The 18583-nt window shown below is 60.4% G+C and carries 18 protein-coding genes; 9 read left to right on the top strand and 9 right to left on the bottom strand.

From position 1 onward, the window contains the following. Both F2S13_RS00280 and F2S13_RS00275 read left to right on the top strand, forming a co-directional pair. Positions 1 to 2487, top strand: coding sequence for a circularly permuted type 2 ATP-grasp protein (locus F2S13_RS00280; RefSeq protein WP_166357840.1), 2487 nt, complete (start codon positions 1 to 3; stop codon positions 2485 to 2487). A gap of 2 nt (positions 2488 to 2489) precedes the next feature. After that, the gene (locus F2S13_RS00275; RefSeq protein WP_166357838.1) at positions 2490 to 3392 is read left to right on the top strand and encodes a transglutaminase family protein; all 903 of its coding nucleotides are present in this window, start codon (positions 2490 to 2492) and stop codon (positions 3390 to 3392) included. Here the strand turns inward: F2S13_RS00275 and F2S13_RS00270 are convergent. Next, positions 3389 to 3976, bottom strand: coding sequence for a cytokinin riboside 5'-monophosphate phosphoribohydrolase (locus tag F2S13_RS00270; RefSeq protein WP_166357836.1), 588 nt, complete (start codon positions 3974 to 3976; stop codon positions 3389 to 3391). The genes F2S13_RS00275 and F2S13_RS00270 overlap by 4 nt on opposite strands. Before the next feature lie 337 nt (positions 3977 to 4313). On the opposite strand from F2S13_RS00270, the gene azu reads away from it, so the two are divergent. Then, the gene (gene azu / locus F2S13_RS00265; protein ID WP_166357834.1) at positions 4314 to 4760 is read left to right on the top strand and encodes an azurin; all 447 of its coding nucleotides are present in this window, start codon (positions 4314 to 4316) and stop codon (positions 4758 to 4760) included. 120 nt (positions 4761 to 4880) lie between these two features. Here the strand turns inward: azu and nadE are convergent, their stop codons facing one another. Both nadE and pncB read right to left on the bottom strand, forming a co-directional pair. Beyond that, on the bottom strand, positions 4881 to 5708 hold the full coding sequence (gene nadE / locus F2S13_RS00260) for an ammonia-dependent NAD(+) synthetase (RefSeq protein ID WP_166357832.1): 828 nt from the start codon (positions 5706 to 5708) through the stop codon (positions 4881 to 4883). A 3-nt stretch (positions 5709 to 5711) separates the two neighbouring features. Continuing rightward, the gene (gene pncB, locus F2S13_RS00255; RefSeq protein ID WP_166357830.1) at positions 5712 to 6920 is read right to left on the bottom strand and encodes a nicotinate phosphoribosyltransferase; all 1209 of its coding nucleotides are present in this window, start codon (positions 6918 to 6920) and stop codon (positions 5712 to 5714) included. A 471-nt stretch (positions 6921 to 7391) separates the two neighbouring features. On the opposite strand from pncB, the gene F2S13_RS00250 reads away from it, so the two are divergent. The 6 genes from F2S13_RS00250 to F2S13_RS00225 all read left to right on the top strand — a co-directional run bounded on the left by F2S13_RS00250 (position 7392) and on the right by F2S13_RS00225 (position 13955). Then, complete coding sequence (locus F2S13_RS00250; protein WP_166357828.1) at positions 7392 to 8528, top strand: branched-chain amino acid ABC transporter substrate-binding protein; 1137 nt, start codon at positions 7392 to 7394, stop codon at positions 8526 to 8528. A gap of 164 nt (positions 8529 to 8692) precedes the next feature. Next, positions 8693 to 9607 carry an ABC transporter permease subunit gene (locus tag F2S13_RS00245; protein WP_166357826.1) on the top strand — a complete coding sequence of 305 codons (915 nt, stop codon included), beginning with the start codon at positions 8693 to 8695 and terminating at the stop codon, positions 9605 to 9607. 2 nt (positions 9608 to 9609) lie between these two features. Next, complete coding sequence (livM, locus tag F2S13_RS00240; RefSeq protein ID WP_166357824.1) at positions 9610 to 10893, top strand: high-affinity branched-chain amino acid ABC transporter permease LivM; 1284 nt, start codon at positions 9610 to 9612, stop codon at positions 10891 to 10893. Continuing rightward, on the top strand, positions 10890 to 11768 hold the full coding sequence (locus F2S13_RS00235; protein ID WP_166357822.1) for an ABC transporter ATP-binding protein: 879 nt from the start codon (positions 10890 to 10892) through the stop codon (positions 11766 to 11768). Before livM ends, F2S13_RS00235 begins: the two co-directional genes overlap by 4 nt. After that, the gene (locus tag F2S13_RS00230; protein WP_166357820.1) at positions 11765 to 12481 is read left to right on the top strand and encodes an ABC transporter ATP-binding protein; all 717 of its coding nucleotides are present in this window, start codon (positions 11765 to 11767) and stop codon (positions 12479 to 12481) included. The genes F2S13_RS00235 and F2S13_RS00230 overlap by 4 nt, the downstream gene beginning before the upstream one ends. A 715-nt stretch (positions 12482 to 13196) precedes the next feature. After that, positions 13197 to 13955: an SDR family oxidoreductase gene (locus tag F2S13_RS00225; RefSeq protein WP_166357818.1), complete on the top strand. Its 759-nt coding sequence runs from the start codon at positions 13197 to 13199 to the stop codon at positions 13953 to 13955. Here the strand turns inward: F2S13_RS00225 and F2S13_RS00220 are convergent. From F2S13_RS00220 to F2S13_RS00195, 6 genes are all read right to left on the bottom strand, one after another. Next, a complete protein-coding gene (locus F2S13_RS00220; RefSeq protein ID WP_166357816.1) occupies positions 13915 to 15063 on the bottom strand; it encodes an AGE family epimerase/isomerase in 1149 nt (382 codons plus the stop codon). The genes F2S13_RS00225 and F2S13_RS00220 overlap by 41 nt on opposite strands. 97 nt (positions 15064 to 15160) lie before the next feature. Next, on the bottom strand, positions 15161 to 15724 hold the full coding sequence (locus tag F2S13_RS00215) for a HupE/UreJ family protein (RefSeq protein ID WP_166357814.1): 564 nt from the start codon (positions 15722 to 15724) through the stop codon (positions 15161 to 15163). Between the two features lie 26 nt (positions 15725 to 15750). Beyond that, positions 15751 to 16365, bottom strand: coding sequence for an urease accessory protein UreG (gene ureG, locus F2S13_RS00210; protein WP_166357812.1), 615 nt, complete (start codon positions 16363 to 16365; stop codon positions 15751 to 15753). 10 nt (positions 16366 to 16375) lie between these two features. Then, on the bottom strand, positions 16376 to 17050 hold the full coding sequence (locus F2S13_RS00205; protein WP_166357810.1) for an urease accessory protein UreF: 675 nt from the start codon (positions 17048 to 17050) through the stop codon (positions 16376 to 16378). Beyond that, positions 17047 to 17547, bottom strand: coding sequence for an urease accessory protein UreE (gene ureE / locus F2S13_RS00200; protein ID WP_166357808.1), 501 nt, complete (start codon positions 17545 to 17547; stop codon positions 17047 to 17049). The genes F2S13_RS00205 and ureE overlap by 4 nt, the downstream gene beginning before the upstream one ends. Before the next feature lie 166 nt (positions 17548 to 17713). Continuing rightward, on the bottom strand, positions 17714 to 18343 hold the full coding sequence (locus F2S13_RS00195) for a TetR family transcriptional regulator (RefSeq protein WP_166357806.1): 630 nt from the start codon (positions 18341 to 18343) through the stop codon (positions 17714 to 17716). Positions 18344 to 18583 lie beyond the last annotated feature (240 nt).

Below are 18583 nucleotides of genomic sequence, written 5' to 3'. Positions count from 1 at the left end.
ATGCCTGACCTGCTTGACTGTTATCCGCTGACGGCGGGGACTTATCACGAAATGCTCGAGGCCAGTGGCGCCGTTCGGCCGCACTGGAAGCGGCTGTTCGAGCAACTGCAGCGCAGCACTCCGGCGCAACTGGCCCAACGGCAGGCGCTGCTGACCCGGCAGATTCAGGAAAACGGCGTGACGTATAACGTCTATGCCGACCCCAAGGGCGCCGACCGGCCATGGGAGCTCGATCTGCTGCCGCATTTGATTGCGGAGCAGGAGTGGCAACAGATTTCGGCGGGTATTGCCCAGCGCGCGCAACTGCTCAATGCGGTGCTGGCCGATATCTACGGGCCGCAGCAATTGATCTCCGATGGGCTGCTGCCCGCCGAGCTGGTCTATGGGCACAACAACTTCCTCTGGCCCTGCCAAGGTATTCAGCCACCGGACGGGACCTTCCTGCACGTTTATGCCGTGGATCTGGCGCGCTCGCCCGATGGCCGCTGGTGGGTCACCGCCGATCGGACCCAGGCCCCTTCCGGTGCCGGCTATGCGCTGGAGAACCGCACCATCGTGTCGCGGGCGTTGCCGGACTTGTATCGCGACCTGCAAGTGCAGCATCTGGCGGGGTTCTTTCGTACCTTGCAGGAAACCCTGGCGCGCCAGGCCGCCGCCGACAACGAAGTGCCCTTGATCGTCCTGCTGACGCCGGGGCGCTTCAATGAAAGTTACTTCGAACACCTGTACCTGGCCCGCCAGCTCGGTTATCCGCTGGTCGAAGGCGGTGACCTTACGGTACGCGATGCGACGGTGTACCTGAAAACCCTGAGTGGCCTGCGTCGGGTCCACGCGATCATGCGGCGCCTGGACGATGACTTCTGCGACCCGCTGGAGCTGCGCACCGATTCGGCCCTCGGCGTGCCCGGCCTGTTGCAGGCAGTGCGTCAGGGCCGGGTGCTGGTGGCCAATGCCTTGGGCAGCGGTGTGCTCGAGTCGCCGGGGTTGCTGGGGTTCCTGCCAACCATCAACCAACATCTGTTCGGCGAAGCATTGATCTTGCCGTCCATTGCCACCTGGTGGTGCGGCGAACCCCCGGTACTGGCCCAGGCCCTGGAGAAACTGCCGGAGCTGCTGATCAAGCCGGCATTCCCGTCGCAAAGCTTTACGCCGGTGTTTGGTCGTGACCTGGACCCGGAGCAGCGCCGGGCATTGGCGCAACGAATGCAAGCGAGACCCTATGCCTATGTTGCCCAGGAGTTGGCGCAATTGTCCCAGGCGCCGGTCTGGCAGTCCGATGAGGGGCAGCTGCAGCCGCGGGCGATCGGCATGCGCGTCTATGCGGTGGCCAGTGCCGATGGCTATCGGGTCTTGCCCGGTGGCCTGACCCGGGTGGCGGCGCAGGCCGATGCCGAAGTGGTGTCGATGCAGCGCGGCGGCGCCAGCAAAGATACCTGGGTGCTGGGTGAGCGTGCTCAGGGCGCGGAGCAGTGGCGGGCCCAGCGCAGCATTGGTGTGCATGATCTGATCCGCCAGGACCCGTATCTGCCGTCGCGGGTCGTGGAGAACCTGTTCTGGTTTGGTCGCTATTGCGAGCGTTGCGATGCCAGCGCGCGGTTGCTGCGCATCATCCTGGCGCGCTATGTCGATGGTGACGACCCGTTGGCCTTGCAGGCGGCGGTGGAGCTGGGCGAAAGCCTGTCGCTGCTGCCGGAAGAGGGCGAGTTGCCCGAGCGTTTGCTGGCAGCATTGCTCGATGGTGAATGGGCCTTCAGCCTGCGCTCCAATCTGCAGCGTCTGCAGTGGGCGGCTTCGCAGGTGCGTGGCAAGCTTTCCCGGGAAAACTGGCAAGCGCTGGTCGAATTGCAGCGCGAGGCCTTGAGTCTGGAGACCGAAGAGCCCGACTTCGGCGAGCTGCTGGATTTCCTCAACCGGCTGGTCATGTCATTGGCGGCACTGTCAGGTTTTGCCCTGGACGACATGACGCGCGACGAAGGCTGGCGCTTCCTGATGATTGGCCGGCGTATCGAGCGGCTGCAGTCCCTGAGCACGAGCCTTGCGGCCTTTCTGCGCGGGGTGGCCGTGTTCGATCAGGCGGGCCTTGAATGGCTGCTGGAGCTGGGCAACAGTAGCATCACTTATCGCTCGCGCTACCTGGCCGTGCCGCAACTGATTCCGGTGCTCGACCTGTTGCTGCTCGATGAACAGAACCCCCATGCCGTGTTGTTCCAGCTCAAGCTGGTGACCCGTACGCTCAATCGCCTCAACGACGATTTCGGTGCAGCCCGCGAGCCCGGCCTGGCGATGCTGGTGCAACGCTTGCAGCGCTTCGATCTGGGGACGCTGGAGCACCCGCTGTTCGGCACCGCCAGTGTGCGTGCGGTGCTCGATGGCCTGGCCGACATGCTGCAAACCATCGCCGAAGCCAGCGGTCAGGTCTCCGACCGGCTGGCATTACGGCATTTCGCCCATGTCGATGACGTCAGCCAGCAAACGGTGTCGGTTTAACCATGAGCGCTCATTACCAGATTCTTCACGATACCCATTACCGCTACGACAGCCCGGTTTCCCTGGCGCAGCAGCTTGCCCATCTATGGCCAAGACCCTGCAGTTGGCAGGTGTGCAGCGAGCAACGGTTGCAGATCAGCCCGGAGCCGACCAGCCGCAGCGACGCACTGGATGTGTTCGGCAATCCGCTGACGCGCCTGGCTTTCGAGCGGCCCCATGACGAGCTGCGGGTTTGTGCGCGGTTGTTGGTGCAAGTGTTGCCCAGGGCCACGGTGGATTTCGACAGTTCACCAGCCTGGGAGTCGGCCCGCAATGCCTTGACGTATACCAGTCGGCCACTGCCGTCGGATGTGCTGCAGGCCTGCCGTTACCGGTTCGAATCGCCCTACGTGCGCCTCAAGCAGAGTTTCGTGGCCTTCTCCGAGAGCTGCTTCCCGACCGGTCGCCCCTTGCTGCTCGGGGCTCAGGCGCTGATGGAGAAAATCTTCAACGAATTCACCTTCGATGCCGAAGCGACCCAGGTCGCCACGCCGCTGGTCGAGGTGCTGGAACGACGTCGTGGCGTCTGCCAGGACTTTGCCCATCTGATGCTCGCCTGCCTGCGCTCACGCGGCCTGGCGGCGCGCTACGTGAGCGGCTATCTGCTGACCCAGCCACCACCCGGGCAGGCCCGCCTGATCGGTGCCGATGCCTCCCATGCGTGGGTTTCGGTCTATTGCCCGGTAGCAGGTTGGGTGGATTTCGATCCGACCAACAACATTCAGCCCGCGCTGGAACACATCACCCTGGCCTGGGGCCGGGACTTTTCCGATGTGTCGCCGTTGCGCGGGGTGATCCTCGGTGGGGGCAACCATGATCCGGAAGTGAGCGTCACGGTCATGCCGCTGGGCGAGGGCGAGATTTAACTGGGCTTTTGCTCGGCCCACTTGGGCGGTGCCAGCGGTTGCCAGGCATCGAGATGGTCGAGCAGCTCTGCAGGTGACTCGCTCATTTGCAGCATGGCGCGGTGAGGCTCGCGCACGAAACCTTCCTCGACCACATGATCGAGAAAACTGCTGAGCTTGTTGTAGAAGCCGTTGACCTCCAGCAGGCCCAGTGGTTTGCCGTGGTAGCCAAGCTGGCCCCAGGTCCACACTTCGAATAACTCTTCGAAGGTGCCCAGCCCGCCGGGCAGGGCAATGAACGCATCACTGAGTTCGGCCATGCGCGCCTTGCGCGCGTGCATGCCATCGACCACTTCCAGGCGGGTGAGCCCGGTGTGGCCGACCTCTGCGCTTTTCAGGCTCTGGGGAATGATGCCGATGACTTCACCGCCGGCAGCCAGGGCGGCGTCGGCAACGATGCCCATCAGGCCGACGGCGCCGCCACCATAGACCAGGGTCAACTTACGCTCTGCCAGCGTACGGCCCAGGGCGACAGCCGCTTCCCGGTAGATCGGGTTGTTACCGGTACTGGCGCCGCAAAATACACATACTGAACGTAGGGACACAGGCTCTCTCCGTGGTCTTCCATTGGCCACAGGGTAAAGTCTCCTGCAAGGTTGTGCGAGTTGCAGTTAATCCGTGCGAGAAGTTTCGTATTGGGTTCCGCTGGCGCCACAAGCGTAAGCGGCAAGCAGACTGCGAAACAGGCTATTGAGGTACATGATCAGGCTCCGTTTGAAGTGTTGTCTGATGGTAGAGCCTGGGTGCATGATTGGCCGGTTGATTATCTTGATAGGCGTAATAGAGCGAACCCGCTGCCTGACCGCGTTGACTCAAGTCATCGGAACTTGCGCCGGACTCAGGCAGTCTGCATTCAATAATAACCTGCCATGGAGATTCACCATGTTTGCCAAACTCGTTGCGGTATCCCTGTTGACGCTGGCCAGCGGTCAATTGCTGGCCGCCGAATGCTCGGTCACTGTCGATTCCACGGACCAGATGGCCTTCAACACCAAGGACATCACCATCGACAAGAGCTGCAAGACGTTCACAGTGAACCTGGAGCACTCGGGCAACCTGCCGAAGAATGTCATGGGGCATAACTGGGTCTTGAGCAAAGAAGCCGACATGCAGCCAATCGCAACTGATGGCATTGCTGCTGGTATCGAGAAGAATTATCTGAAAGACGGTGATGCGCGCATCATCGCCCACACCAAGATCATTGGTGCCAACGAAAAAGATTCGGTGACGTTCGATGTGTCCAAGCTGGCAGCGGGGGAGAGCTACGGCTTCTTCTGCTCGTTCCCTGGGCACATCTCCATGATGAAAGGCACTGTTTCGGTCAAGTGAGATGAAAGGCCCTTCGGGCCTTTATCGCGGGCAAGCCCGCTCCCACAGGGTCAGGTGGTGCATGCAACCTGTGGGAGCTGGCTTGCCAGCGATCGACCGCGAAGCGGTCGCAAAAAAGATTCAAGGCGCAAACGGCATCTCACGCTTGTGATGCGTCTTCTCATACGTCCGGCAAATAATATCGAACGCTTCCTGGCGCACCGGCTCGCCGTGCAGGAAGGCATCGATCTCCTCATAAGTAACCCCGTGAGACGCTTCGTCCGGTTTGCCCGGGGCGAGGTCTTCCAAGTCGGCAGTCGGTACTTTCTCTACCAGTGATTCCGGTGCCCCGAAGCTGCGGGCGATGGCGCGTACCTGGTTTTTTACCAGGCCACTCAAAGGTGCCAGGTCGCAGGCACCGTCACCGAACTTGGTGAAAAAACCCATCACGGCTTCGGCGGCATGATCGGTACCGATCACCAGGCCCTGACGTGCGCCAGCGATGGTGTACTGCGCAACCATGCGCATCCGCGCCTTGGTGTTGCCCAGTACAAAATCCACCGTAGTGTGGGATTGCGCTTCCAGGGTCTCGACTTCGGCCGCCAGCGCCTTGACCGCCGGGCCGATGTTCACGGTATGACGCTCGTCCGGTGCAATGAAGTCCACACAGGCCTGGGCCTCATGTTCGTCATACTGGGTCTGGTACGGCAGGCGCACGGCGAGGAAGCGGTACTTGTCATCGCCCGTGTTTTTGCGCAGCGCTTCCACGGCGCGTTGCGCCAGCAAGCCGGCAGTCAGGGAGTCCACGCCGCCGCTGATACCCAGTACCAGGGTCTTGAGCCCCGAGTCTTTCAGGCACTGCTGGATGAAGGCGATGCGTCGCGCCACTTCTGCTTGCAGGTCGGCCTCGCCTGCGAAGGGCGGCTGGACCTTGAGCTGCTGCGCAATCTCACGCTGTTTGGCTTGCATGGGTTACTCCTTGGACTCGGGGACTTTGAAAACATGGCGCAGGTAGGCGACGAAATTCGGGTCGCGGCATTGGGTCTTGGCAGCCTCGTCGGAAATCTTGGCGACCGGCTCGCCGTTGCATCCGGTCATTTTAAGCACGATGCTCATCGGCGCCACCCCTGGGATGTCGCAGGTCAGGTTGGTACCGATGCCAAAGCTGACGTGGATCCGACCGCGCAGGGCACGAAAAATTTCCAGTGACTTGGGCAGGTCCAGTCCATCGGAGAACACCAGGGTCTTGGTCATCGGGTCGATGCCCAGCGCACGGTAATGGGTGATGGCCTTTTCTGCCCAGAGCACCGGGTCGCCGGAATCATGGCGCAATCCGTCGAAGAGCTTGGCGAAGTACAGGTCGAAGTCGCCGAGGAAGGCATCCATGGTGATGCAATCGGTCAGGGCAATGCCGAGCAGACCACGGTACTCGCGAACCCAGCAATCGAGGGCGGCGATCTGGCTGTCGATCAAGCGCGGGCCCAACTGTTGATGGGCCATGATCCACTCGTGGGCCATGGTGCCCAGCGGCTTGATGTCCAGCTTGCGGGCCAGGTGGACGTTGCTGGTGCCCACGAAACGCCCCGGGAAGTCGTTCTTGAGGACTTTGACCACCTCTTCCTGGACGCAATACGAGAAGCGCCTGCGGGTGCCGAAGTCGGCCACCTGCAACTCGGCCAGCTCGTCGCTGCTGGCGTTGGCCGTCAGCCAGTCGAATTTGCGATGCAGCCGTTCGCGCGCGTCGCTCAGCTGTATATGCGGGTAACGATTGCGGTTGCGCACTTCACTGACAATCGCCAGCAGCGGCACTTCGAACAGGATGACATGCAGCCAGGGGCCGCGCAGGCGAATACTCAGTTCATCGTTTTCGATGCTGGCGTGCACATAGCGCAGGTTGAAGCGAAACAGGCCGAGAAAGCGCAGAAAGTCCGGCTTCATGAAACTGATGCGTTCGAGAAAGCCCAGCTCATCGGCCGTCAGGCTCAGTTCGCATAAATACTCGATCTGCTGGCGGATCTCGGCCAGGTAAGGACGCAGGTCTTCCCCGTTACGGCAGCGAAACTCCCACTCCACGTCCACGTTCGGATAGTTGTGCAAGACCGCCTGCATCATGGTCAGCTTGTAGAAATCGGTATCCAGCAAGTTTTGCACGACGGAATCGGAAAACACGCTTTCACTCATAAGGACTCAGCTCCAGGTCGTGCCAGCGCGGTCCAACACAATAGTGGCGCGGGTCAGTTTTGCATTTTGCCAGTCTTTTGCTTGCCGTGTGGACGTGTAATCCGAGTAGAACGGTAGCAAGCTCAATGCCACTGCACTTTCGTATTAAGCAGCTAGCCTGTAGTGGTGCGCGTTGTAGCAGTCGCGCACCGGCAATGTGCAATTAGGTTACGCATCTTGTTACAGCCATGGTTGCACGTGTGCATAAACGGGGGTTGCAATGATGGCACTTTGGGGTTGCCCTTTTTTTGATGTCCAGTGCTACTCGTCTTGTTTTAGACGGTTGCACGGCCCGTAAAAAAAGGACCAAAAGACTCTAATAACAAACTGATAGAGAGTTTTTCCAGAATAGAAATCCAATGGCACGCGCCTTGCTCACAGCAATGGTTGAAGTTGTAGTGCCAACCAAAAAAAACTCAGGAGCACCACCTCATGTCGCAGACGTTTTACAGGAAAGGTTTTCTGGCGCTGGCCGTAGCTTCGGCGCTCGGCGTTTCTTCGTTTGTTCAGGCCGACGTCAAGATCGGTGTGGCAGGTCCAATGACGGGTCCAAGTGCATCTTTTGGTGAGCAGTACATGAAGGGGGCGCAGGCGGCGGCCGATGCCATCAACGCGGCGGGCGGCATCAACGGTGAGAAAATCGAGTTGGTCAAGGGCGACGATGCCTGCGAGCCGAAGCAGGCTGTGGCAGTAGCCAACCGGCTGGTCGACCAGGACAAGGTGATCGGCGTGGTCGGCCACTTCTGCTCGTCCAACACCATCCCCGCTTCAGAGGTTTATGACGAAGCAGGCATCATTACCATTACGCCCGGCTCGACCAACCCGAAAGTCACCGAACGTGGCTTGAACGGCATGTTCCGCATGTGCGGCCGCGACGACCAGCAAGGCATTGTGGCCGGCGACTACATCGTCGACGTGCTCAAGGGCAAGAAAGTCGCCGTATTGCACGACAAGGACACCTATGGCCAGGGTCTGGCCGACGCCACCAAGGCGCAGCTGGAGAAGCGTGGCGTGAAGCCGGTGCTGTATGAAGGCCTGACTCGCGGCGAGAAAGACTTCAGCGCCGTGGTCACCAAGATCCGTGGCGCCGGTGCCGACGTGGTGTATTTCGGTGGCCTGCACCCAGAGGCCGGCCCACTGGTACGTCAGCTGCGCGAGCAGGGCCTGAAGGACGTGGTCTTCATGTCTGACGACGGCATCGTGACCGACGAGCTGGTGACCACCGCCGGTGGCGCCCAGTACGTCGATGGCGTGTACATGACCTTTGGTGCCGACCCGCGCCTGCTGCCGGACAGCAAGGCGGTCGTTGACCAGTTCCGCAAGTCGGGCTACGAGCCAGAGGGCTATACCCTCTACGCCTATGCCTCCTTGCAGGCCCTGGCGGCCGCTTTCAACGGCGCCAAGTCCAACAAGGGCGAAGATGCGGCCAAGTGGCTCAAGGCCCACCCGGTCAAGACCGTCATGGGCGAGAAGACCTGGGACAGCAAGGGCGACCTGAAAGTCTCCGACTACGTGGTCTACCAGTGGGACAAGGAAGGCAAGTACCACCAGCTGGAAAAACAAAAGTGATCTGAGCGTTCAGCCCTGCCGATGCGTAATGGCATCGGCAAGGCGAGCCTCGTGATTTGTGCCGTACCTGTCTTTTCTCGTAGATGTGCACAACCCTGCGCTGCGATAGCCACAAGCTCAACGTAGTCGGCGCTTGTGCAATCTCAAGTATGTGAGATTGCGTTATGGATGGTATTTTCCTGCAGCAAATGATCAATGGGCTGACCCTTGGGTCTGTCTATGGTCTGATCGCCATCGGCTACACAATGGTCTATGGCATCATTGGCATGATTAACTTCGCCCACGGCGAGGTTTATATGATCTCTGCTTACCTCGCGGCGATCAGTCTGGCTCTGCTGGCCTACTTCGGTATTGAATCCTTCCCTCTGCTGATTCTTGGCACGCTGATCTTCACCATCGTGGTGACAGCCGTTTATGGCTGGACCATCGAACGTATCGCTTACAAGCCTCTGCGCAACTCCACGCGACTGGCGCCGCTGATCAGCGCCATCGGTATCTCGCTGATCCTGCAGAACTATGCACAGATCAGCCAGGGCGCGCAGCAGCAAGGTGTTCCTACGCTGCTTGAAGGTGCCTGGCGGATGGAAGTGGGCAATGGTTTCGTGCAGATCACCTACACCAAGATCTTCATCCTGGTGGCAGCGTTCGTTGGCATGGCATTCCTGACCTACGTCATCAAGTTCACCAAGCTCGGGCGCATGTGCCGGGCAACACAGCAAGACCGCAAGATGGCTTCGATCCTGGGGATCAACACCGATCGGGTGATTTCCTACGTGTTCATCATCGGCGCGGCCATGGCGGCGCTGGCGGGCGTATTGATCACCATGAACTACGGCACCTTTGACTTCTATGCCGGCTTCGTCATCGGGATCAAGGCCTTTACCGCCGCGGTATTGGGAGGCATCGGCTCGCTGCCGGGCGCCATGCTGGGCGGGATCATCCTCGGCATTGCCGAGTCCCAGTTCTCTGGTCTGGTCAACTCTGACTACAAAGACGTGTTCAGTTTCTCGCTGCTGGTGCTGATTCTGATCTTCCGTCCCCAAGGCCTGTTGGGTCGCCCACTCGTGGCGAAGGTGTAAGTATGTCTGCTGCCAATAACAACACTATCGATATCAAGAAAAGTTTCGTCGATGCCATTCTGGCCGGTCTGATTTCACTGATCGTATTCGGCCCGATCGTCGGCGTGGTACTCCAGGGCTACAGCTTCAACATGGAGCCCATGCGGGTTGCCTGGCTGGTCGGCATCGTCATGGTCGGGCGTTTCTTCCTGAGCCTGTTCCTGCAGACCGAGAAGGGTCTGAGCGTATTGCAGGGGTTCGAGAGACCGGGTTCGGGTGTGCATGTACTGCCACCGGATTACAAGTCGCGGTTGCGCTGGGTCATTCCACTGGTGATCGTGCTCGCGATCATCTTCCCTTTCATGGCCAACAAGTATGTTCTGACCGTGGTGATCCTCGGGCTCATCTATGTACTGCTGGGGCTGGGGTTGAACATCGTGGTCGGCCTGGCCGGTCTGCTTGACCTGGGGTATGTGGCGTTCTACGCCATTGGTGCGTATGGGATGGCGCTTGGCTATCACTACCTGGGGCTGGGTTTCTGGACAGTGCTGCCGCTGGCGGCCGTCGCCGCTGGGTTGGCCGGTTGTATATTGGGCTTCCCGGTACTGCGAATGCACGGCGACTACCTGGCGATCGTGACCCTGGGCTTCGGTGAAATCATCCGTCTGATTCTCAACAACTGGTTGTCGTTCACCGGTGGCCCGAACGGCATGCCGGTACCGTCGCCGACTTTCATGGGACTTGAATTCGGGCGCAGGGCCAAAGAGGGCGGCGTACCGTTCCACGAGTTCTTCGGACTCGACTACAACCCGGACCTGAAGTTTATTTTCATCTATACCGTGCTGTTTCTGGTGGTGCTGGCCGTCCTCTATATCAAGCACCGCCTGACCCGCATGCCAGTCGGACGCGCCTGGGAAGCCTTGCGCGAAGATGAGATCGCCTGCCGTGCGATGGGCCTGAACCATGTACTGGTCAAGCTCTCGGCATTCACCCTCGGTGCGTCCACCGCGGGCCTGGCGGGTGTGTTTTTCGCCAGCTACCAGGGCTTCGTGAACCCGTCCTCCTTCACCTTCTTCGAGTCGGCCCTGATCCTGGCCATCGTGGTGCTGGGCGGCATGGGTTCGACAGTCGGCGTGGTGATAGCGGCCTTCGTGCTGACCGTAGCCCCGGAACTGCTGCGCAGCTTCTCGGAATACCGCGTGCTGCTGTTCGGCATCCTGATGGTATTGATGATGATCTGGCGACCGCGTGGTCTGATTCGTATCAGTCGTACCGGTGTGACCCCACGTAAAGGAGTGGCGCCATGAACGAAGAAGAAATCATTCTTTCGGTCGACAACCTGATGATGCACTTCGGTGGCATCAAGGCGCTCAGTGATGTCAGCCTCAAGGTCAAGCGCAATTCGATCTTCGCCCTGATCGGGCCGAACGGTGCGGGCAAGACCACCGTGTTCAACTGCCTGACCGGCTTCTACAAGGCCACCGGCGGGCACATCGAACTGAACATGCGCGGCACCACCACCAACGTGATCAAGATGCTTGGCGAGCCTTTCCGCGTGACGGACTTCTTCTCGCCCAAGCGCTTCGGCAGCCGTCTTTATTACAAGATGTTCGGCGGTACCCACCTGATCAACCGGGCCGGCCTGGCGCGTACTTTCCAAAATATTCGCCTGTTCCGGGAAATGTCGGTTATCGAGAACCTTCTGGTGGCCCAACACATGTGGGTCAATCGCAATCTGCTGGCGGGCGTTCTCAATACCAAGGGCTATCGCAAGGCCGAAAGCGACGCGCTGGACCATGCCTTCTACTGGCTGGAAGTGGTCGACCTGGTGGACTGTGCCAACCGCCTGGCCGGTGAGCTGTCCTATGGTCAGCAACGCCGCCTGGAAATCGCCCGTGCCATGTGCACGCGGCCGAAAATCATCTGCCTCGACGAACCGGCAGCGGGCCTCAACCCGCAGGAAACCGAAGCCCTGAGTGCCATGATCCGCCACCTGCGCGACGATCATGACATTACCGTGGTCCTGATCGAACACGACATGGGCATGGTAATGAGTATTTCCGACCATATCGTGGTGCTGGACCACGGCAACGTGATCGCCGAGGGCGGGCCGGAGCAGATCCGCCACGACCCGAAAGTGATCGCTGCCTACCTGGGTGCTGATGAAGAGGAGCTGGTATGAGTGGACCGATCCTCGAACTGAAAGAGATCGATGTGTTCTACGGGCCGATCCAGGCCCTCAAGAAAGTCTCGCTGCACATCAACGAAGGCGAAACGGTCAGCCTGATCGGCTCCAACGGGGCGGGCAAGTCCACCCTGTTGATGTCGATCTTTGGCCAGCCGCGGGCCAGCCACGGGCAGATCGTCTATCGCGGGACGGACATTACCCACAAGTCCTCCCACTACATCGCGTCCAACGGCATCGCTCAATCGCCGGAGGGGCGTCGGGTCTTCCCCGACATGACGGTGGAAGAGAACCTGCTGATGGGCACCATTCCGATTGGGGACAAGTTCGCCAATGAAGACATGCAGCGCATGTTCGAGCTGTTCCCCAGGCTCAAGGAGCGGCGCAACCAGCGGGCGATGACCATGTCCGGGGGCGAGCAGCAAATGCTGGCCATCGCCCGCGCACTGATGAGCCGGCCGAAGTTGTTGCTGCTCGACGAGCCGAGCCTTGGCCTGGCACCGATCGTGGTCAAGCAGATCTTCAGTACCTTGCGTGAACTGGCCAAGACCGGCATGACCATCTTTCTGGTCGAGCAGAACGCCAACCACGCCTTGAAGCTGTCGGACCGTGCCTATGTGATGGTCAACGGGCAGATTCGCCTCACAGGCACCGGCCAGGAGCTGCTGGTCAACGAGGAGGTGCGTAACGCCTACCTTGGCGGTCACTGACCGTCATTGGAAACAAAGAAAACGCTCCGGTGGAAAAAACGGGGCGTTTTTTTTCATCCACAGCTTTGTGGACAACCGATTTGGCAAGTCCCGAAACCGCGACACAAAGCCGCTTCAAATAGTTGTTTTGTCACAGTTTCGACTTGTCCACGGTTACTGTGGAGGTGGCTGTGGGTAACATGGGAGCATCTAGCTGCAGGCCTTTGATTACGTGGCTTTCAGAGGTGTGGTTGATTTTTGATCAGTGACTTTTTCGGTGCTCGAGATTTCATTTGTCAACCCTTTTATCCACTGCCTGAAGGCTCTGGAACAGGGCTTTACAGCCTGTGGATAACTCTGTGGGCAACCCTTGGAAAGACTGACGCAGGCAGCGTCGTTACTGGCGTCGCGCCATCGTCCCGGGTGGCACCCGGTTGCACCGATCAACAGAAAGTTCATGGGGTGACTCGCCGGTCAAGCGAAAAACTTTTCGATGTGCGCTGCAGGCCTTGTGGATAGTGGCCTGAACACAAATGGAGTTGCCCCCAAAGTCTGTGGAGGGGCTTGTGGATAAGGTGAGCAGAAGCCGTTGCAGCCCTTGTGGATCAAGGTGTTGAGGGTTGTGGTTGTTTTTTGTACAGCACGATCGCCCGCTTGCTGGCGCCGTACAGGCCGGGCATGCTTCAAGGCTACGTAGCCAGGCTTGCCTGTGGGCAAGTCAACCAAGGAGAACATGATGACTTCCACCGTATTCATCACCGGGGCGACTTCCGGATTTGGCGAGGCCTGTGCTCGCCGTTTTGCACAGGCGGGCTGGTCGCTGGTGCTGACCGGGCGTCGCGAAGAACGCTTGAATGCCTTGTGTGCCGAATTGTCGAAACAGACGCGGGTTCTGGGCCTGGTGCTGGACGTGCGTGATCGCAAGGCGATGGAGCAGGCGATTGCCGGCTTGCCGCCCGAGTTCGACAAGCTCACGGGCCTGATCAACAATGCCGGCCTGGCCCTGGGCGCCGACCCGGCCCCCCAGTGCGACCTGGATGACTGGGACACCATGGTCGACACCAACATCAAGGGCCTGATGTACAGCACCCGCCTGCTGCTGCCGCGGCTTATCGCGCACGGGCCTGGTGCTAGTATCCTTAACCTGGGTTCAGTGGCGGGTAGCTACCCATACCCGGGCAGCCACGTGTATGGCGGCACCAAAGCATTCGTTCACCAATTTTCGCTGAGCCTGCGCTGTGACCTGCGAGGGACCGGTGTGCGTGTGACGAACATCGAGCCCGGCCTGTGCGAAAGCGAGTTCTCACTGGTGCGCTTTGGTGGCGACCAGGCCCGCTACGATGCGACCTACGCTGGCGCCGACCCGCTGCAGCCGCAGGACATTGCCGAAACGATCTTCTGGGTGCTGACCCAGCCGCCCCATGTGAACATCAACAGCCTGGAGTTGATGCCGGTCAGTCAGGACTGGAGTGGGTTTTCCATTCACCGGAAATAGCGGCTTGCAGGCCGATGTAGCAGGTCGCCAGATGATAGGGCGTGGTCGATGGCATATCGCTGCGGCTGACCGCGCCCTGGGCATCCCGGCACTCATACCAGCCACCGCTGTGCAGGAAATGTTGCTGCAGGGTCCGCAGTTGCTGCAGCACCTGGCCCTGGCTATCGTCGCGCAGGGTCAGGGCGCGCAGGTACTCGGCCTGGGCCCAGATTCGCTGGGTGGCATCGCGCACGCTGCCGTCGGTATTGAGCATGGCCAATACCCGCTGGTTGCTGACGCCACACTGCTCGGTATAGGCGAAGGCGCGGCTCAGTGATTGATGCAGCGGGCTGTTCCTGAGCAGGTCGGATGATTCGAGCAGGTAAAACCATTCGAACTGATGGCCAGGTTCGAACCAGTTATCCACAGCGCCGCGAGGCTTTTCCAGCATCACCCCATGCTCGGGGTCGATGAAATGGGCCTGCATGGCGGTGGTCAGCTGTTGCAGCGCGGCTTTGACAGCGGCGTCTTCGCGCACCGCCAATGTCGCCAGAAAGGCTTCGGCCAGATGCATCAACGGATTTTGCAGCGGTCCGCTGCCCAGTGCTGACCAGTCTTCATCGAGACTGGCCTCATAGAGCCCGTCTTCGGTCGCGAAGCGATTGGCGACTACTTCCAGCGCGGCATTGAGCACCGACTCTGCGAGAGGCTCGCGAACCTTTGCCCAGTAATGCGCGCAGGCGAAAATGATGAAGGCGTGGGTGTAGAGGTCCTTGCGCCGATCCAGCGGTTTGCCCTGGGCGTCGATGCTGTAGAACCAGCCTCCATGCTCGGCATCGTGAAAATGCCGCTGCAAGGAGCGGAACAAGGCTGCGGCGTGCTCCCGGGCGCCGGGTTGCTCGATTCGGCTGGAAAACAGGTACAACTGGCGAGCGCAGGCCATGGCCCTGTAGCGCTGGACGGGCAGGGGGTGGTGCTCCGGGTCCAGGGCTTCGAAGGGCAGCGCCAGCTCCGCATTCCAGCCCGGACCTTGCCAGAGCGGCACGATCGTCTGCGAGAAGTGCTGCTGCACGGCCGTGAAAACGGCGGTCAATTCAGGCTGCTGGGCGGAGCTGGAAACGTCGGGCATTGGCAAGTGTCGTCACGGCTGGGGCGTTTGTGCGACATGGTAGCAGGACGATTCTGGATCGGCTTGAGAAACAGCCAGCGATGAGGCCCTAAAGGTCTCAGCCAGCCAACAGCCAAACCCCGGTAGTCGCCGAAGCCATTCCCGCCAACCGCACCGCCACTTGCGGCACCAGCCGCACCACCGCATACCCACCCGCATGCAGCAAAGCAGTCGCCACTACGAACCCCAGCGCATAAGCCCAAGGGCTCGACATCTCCGGCAGCTCAAGCCCATGGGCCACACCGTGGAACAAGGCAAACAACGCTGTCGCCGCAACCGCCAGCACCAGTGGCGGCCGTACCGCCAGAGCCACCGCCAACCCCAGCGCAAGGACCGAAGCCGCGATACCGCCTTCCAGTGCCGGCAACTCCAATCCGGCAAATCCCAGCAGCCCACCGATCAGCATTGTCCCCACAAAAGTACAAGGCAGCGCCCAACGAGCCGCGCCTTGCTGCTGTGCCGCCCATAGGCCTACCGCAAGCATGGCCAGCAGATGATCGAGGCCGCCAATCGGGTGGCCGATGCCGGCCAGCAGGCCATTGTCGCCGTGGCCGGGGTGGGCAAAAGCCAAAGCCGGGCTGAGTAGTAGGGCGCAGGCAGCTGAAACTTGCTTGAGTGTCATGGTGAGCATCCTTGAAAGTGAAAAGATCAGGCCGCAGTCAGCAGGCCCTGGCGTTCGATAAAGGCGATGATTGTGTCCAGCCCCAAGCCGGTTTTCTGGTTGCTGAAGACAAAGGGCTTGTCGCCGCGCATCCTGCGGGTGTCGCCGTCCATCATCTCCAGCGAGGCACCGACCAGCGGTGCGAGATCGATCTTGTTGATCACCAGCAGATCCGATTTGCAGATGCCCGGTCCGCCCTTGCGCGGCAGCTTGTCGCCGGCAGAAACGTCGATCACGTAAATGGTCAGGTCCGACAACTCCGGGCTGAACGTCGCCGAAAGATTGTCGCCCCCCGATTCCACCAGGATCAGGTCCAGGCCCGGGAAGCGGCGATTGAGCTGGTCGACCGCCTCCAGGTTGATCGAGGCATCTTCGCGGATGGCCGTGTGCGGGCAACCACCGGTTTCGACGCCAATGATTCGCTCGGGTGCCAGTGCTTGGTTGCGCACCAGAAAGTCGGCATCTTCGCGGGTGTAGATATCGTTGGTCACCACGGCCAGGTTGTAGCGTTCGCGCAGTGCCAGGCACAGGGCAAGGGTCAGGGCGGTCTTGCCGGAACCGACCGGGCCGCCGATACCGACACGCAGTGGTTGAGTATTCATCGAGATTCTCCTAGGAACGGAACAGGCGGCTGTATTGGCGTTCGTGGGCCATGCTCGCCAGGGACAGGCCGAAGGCGGCGCTGCCCATGTGTTGAGGGTCGAGTTCAGTGGCGATCTGCTGGGCTTGTTGCAGCAACGGGAGCAGTTCGCTGGTCATGCGCTGGGCGGCTTGCTGGCCCAGCGGCAGGGTTTTCATCAGCACCGCCAGCTGGTTTTCCAGCCAGCTCCACAGCCAGGCCGCCAGGGCGTCCTGGGGGCTTATGTGCCAGGCGCGCGCGCCCAACGCCCAGCCCAGGGCCAGATGCGGTTCGGCGATCTGAGCGAGGAAGTGCCGTGCAGGCTCGTCGAGTTCTGGCAGGCCTTCGAGCAGCTGCCTGAGCGAATAGCCCATTTGTCGGCTTTCCTGGTACAGCTCGCGGGTTTCGCGGCTGGCGCGATGCTCCTCGCACAACTGCAGCAGCTGTCCCCAGTCCTGTTCGGCGGCAGCCTTGCAGTGAGCCAGCAGCAACGGTGCCTCGAAGCGGGCCAGGTTGAGCAACAACTGATCACCAATCCAGCGCGCGGCATTGGCCGAATCCGTGATACAGGCCTGTTCGACTGCCAATTCCAGCCCCTGTGAATAGCTGTAACCACCAATCGGCAGCTGTGGGCTGGCCAGGCGCAAGAGGGCCCACGCCGGATTCATGGGTGCACGCCGAACTGATGCAGGCGTGGTGGATAATTGAAGTCTTCGTCACCGTGTCGGGAATGGTGGTGCCCGCCGCCATAAGCACCGTGCTCGGGCTGGAAAGGGGCTTCCATGGTTTCGGTGTGAGCGCCAAGCTGCTCGAGCATGGCCTTGAGGACATAGTCATCGAGCAGGCGCAGCCAGCCGTTGCCAACCTGCAGGGCTACGTGGCGGTTGCCCAGGTGATAGGCGGCGCGGGTCAGTTCGAAGGCGCTGGCGCAGGTGACATGCAGCAATTGTTCGGGACGGGCGCAAACACGAACGATACGGCCATCCTGGGCCTGCAGAAACTCGCCATCGTGCAGCGGCGGCTGGCCGCGCTCCAGGAACAAGCCGACGTCTTCACCCTCGGCACTAAAACAGCGCAGACGACTTTTGCTTCGGGCTTCGAAGTTGAGGTGGAGTTCGGCCGACCACTCAGGACTTGGCGCGATTCTGTTGTGAATGACCAGCATGGCTAGGCTTCCGGCGAGTTGCGATGCCTTTACTAGAGCAAGTGCCTTGCCAATCGAGTGTTCTTTCGGAAATGCCCTACAAAGTGCCCGGTGTGTCAGCGGGAAGGGCGAAGAATTGATGCCATTTGGTGCGTCAGCAAAATTCGCTGCGCCAGCGAGGTGCGTCCTAGAGGCTGCCCAGCCCTTGCCAGTGCTTGGCGCCGACAAATATGAAGCGCAGTTGCTGGGTAATCTTGGCTTGTGGGGTGAGATGCGCAGGAAGCGGTTCGATAGGCGGGTCGATCAGTTCGGGCAGGGTGGCGAACACGGTTTTGACCACCAGATCGGCCATGACGGCCAGCGCTGCCTCATCCAGGTGTTGCCATTTTGGCATCAGGGCAAGGTCTGCCGCGAGGTCCGAGCTGATGCCTTCGCGCAAGGCGCTCAGTGCCTTTCGTACTGGCAGGGAACCCCCATACTGTTCGCGAGCCAGAAACAGGAATTGCGTGCGATTGGCTGCCACCACGTCGAGAAAGATGCGCACCGAGGCATCGGTAATGCCGCCCAGTACGAGCTCATTGTGGCGCACCAGACGAATGGTTTCGCGGAAGGTCTCGCCGACTTCACTGACCAGGGCCAGGCCCAGTTGGTCCATATCGGCGAAATGGCGATAGAAACCGGTGGGAACGATCCCGGCGGTCTTGGCGACTTCGCGCAGACTGATACTGCCGAAGCTTCGGCCGCTCTCCATCAGGTGACGGGCAGCTTCGAGCAAGGCGAGGCGGGTTTGTTGTTTTTGTTCGGCGCGGGGAAGCATGAGGGAGCTGATTCGATTTGGGACAGCGAAGCACTCTAGCAAATCGACTTTACTGACGTCGAACCGTACACGAGGATTTGACGCTTGAAAAAACGAAGCCCGGTTCAGGGCACCGGGCTTTTATAAGGGCGCGCATAGGCTTAACCCAGACGTTGGTTGCGTTCAAGCACACGATCGGAACCGCCTTCGGCAACGCGATCACGACTCAGCGTACGATCGGAACCATCCTGGGCGATGCGA

It is taken from the genome of Pseudomonas akapageensis (assembly GCF_011355085.1).
Taxonomy (GTDB): domain Bacteria; phylum Pseudomonadota; class Gammaproteobacteria; order Pseudomonadales; family Pseudomonadaceae; genus Aquipseudomonas; species Aquipseudomonas akapageensis.
Note: the sequence above shows the minus strand (reverse complement) of the source record. Positions and strands in the feature narration are given on the sequence as shown.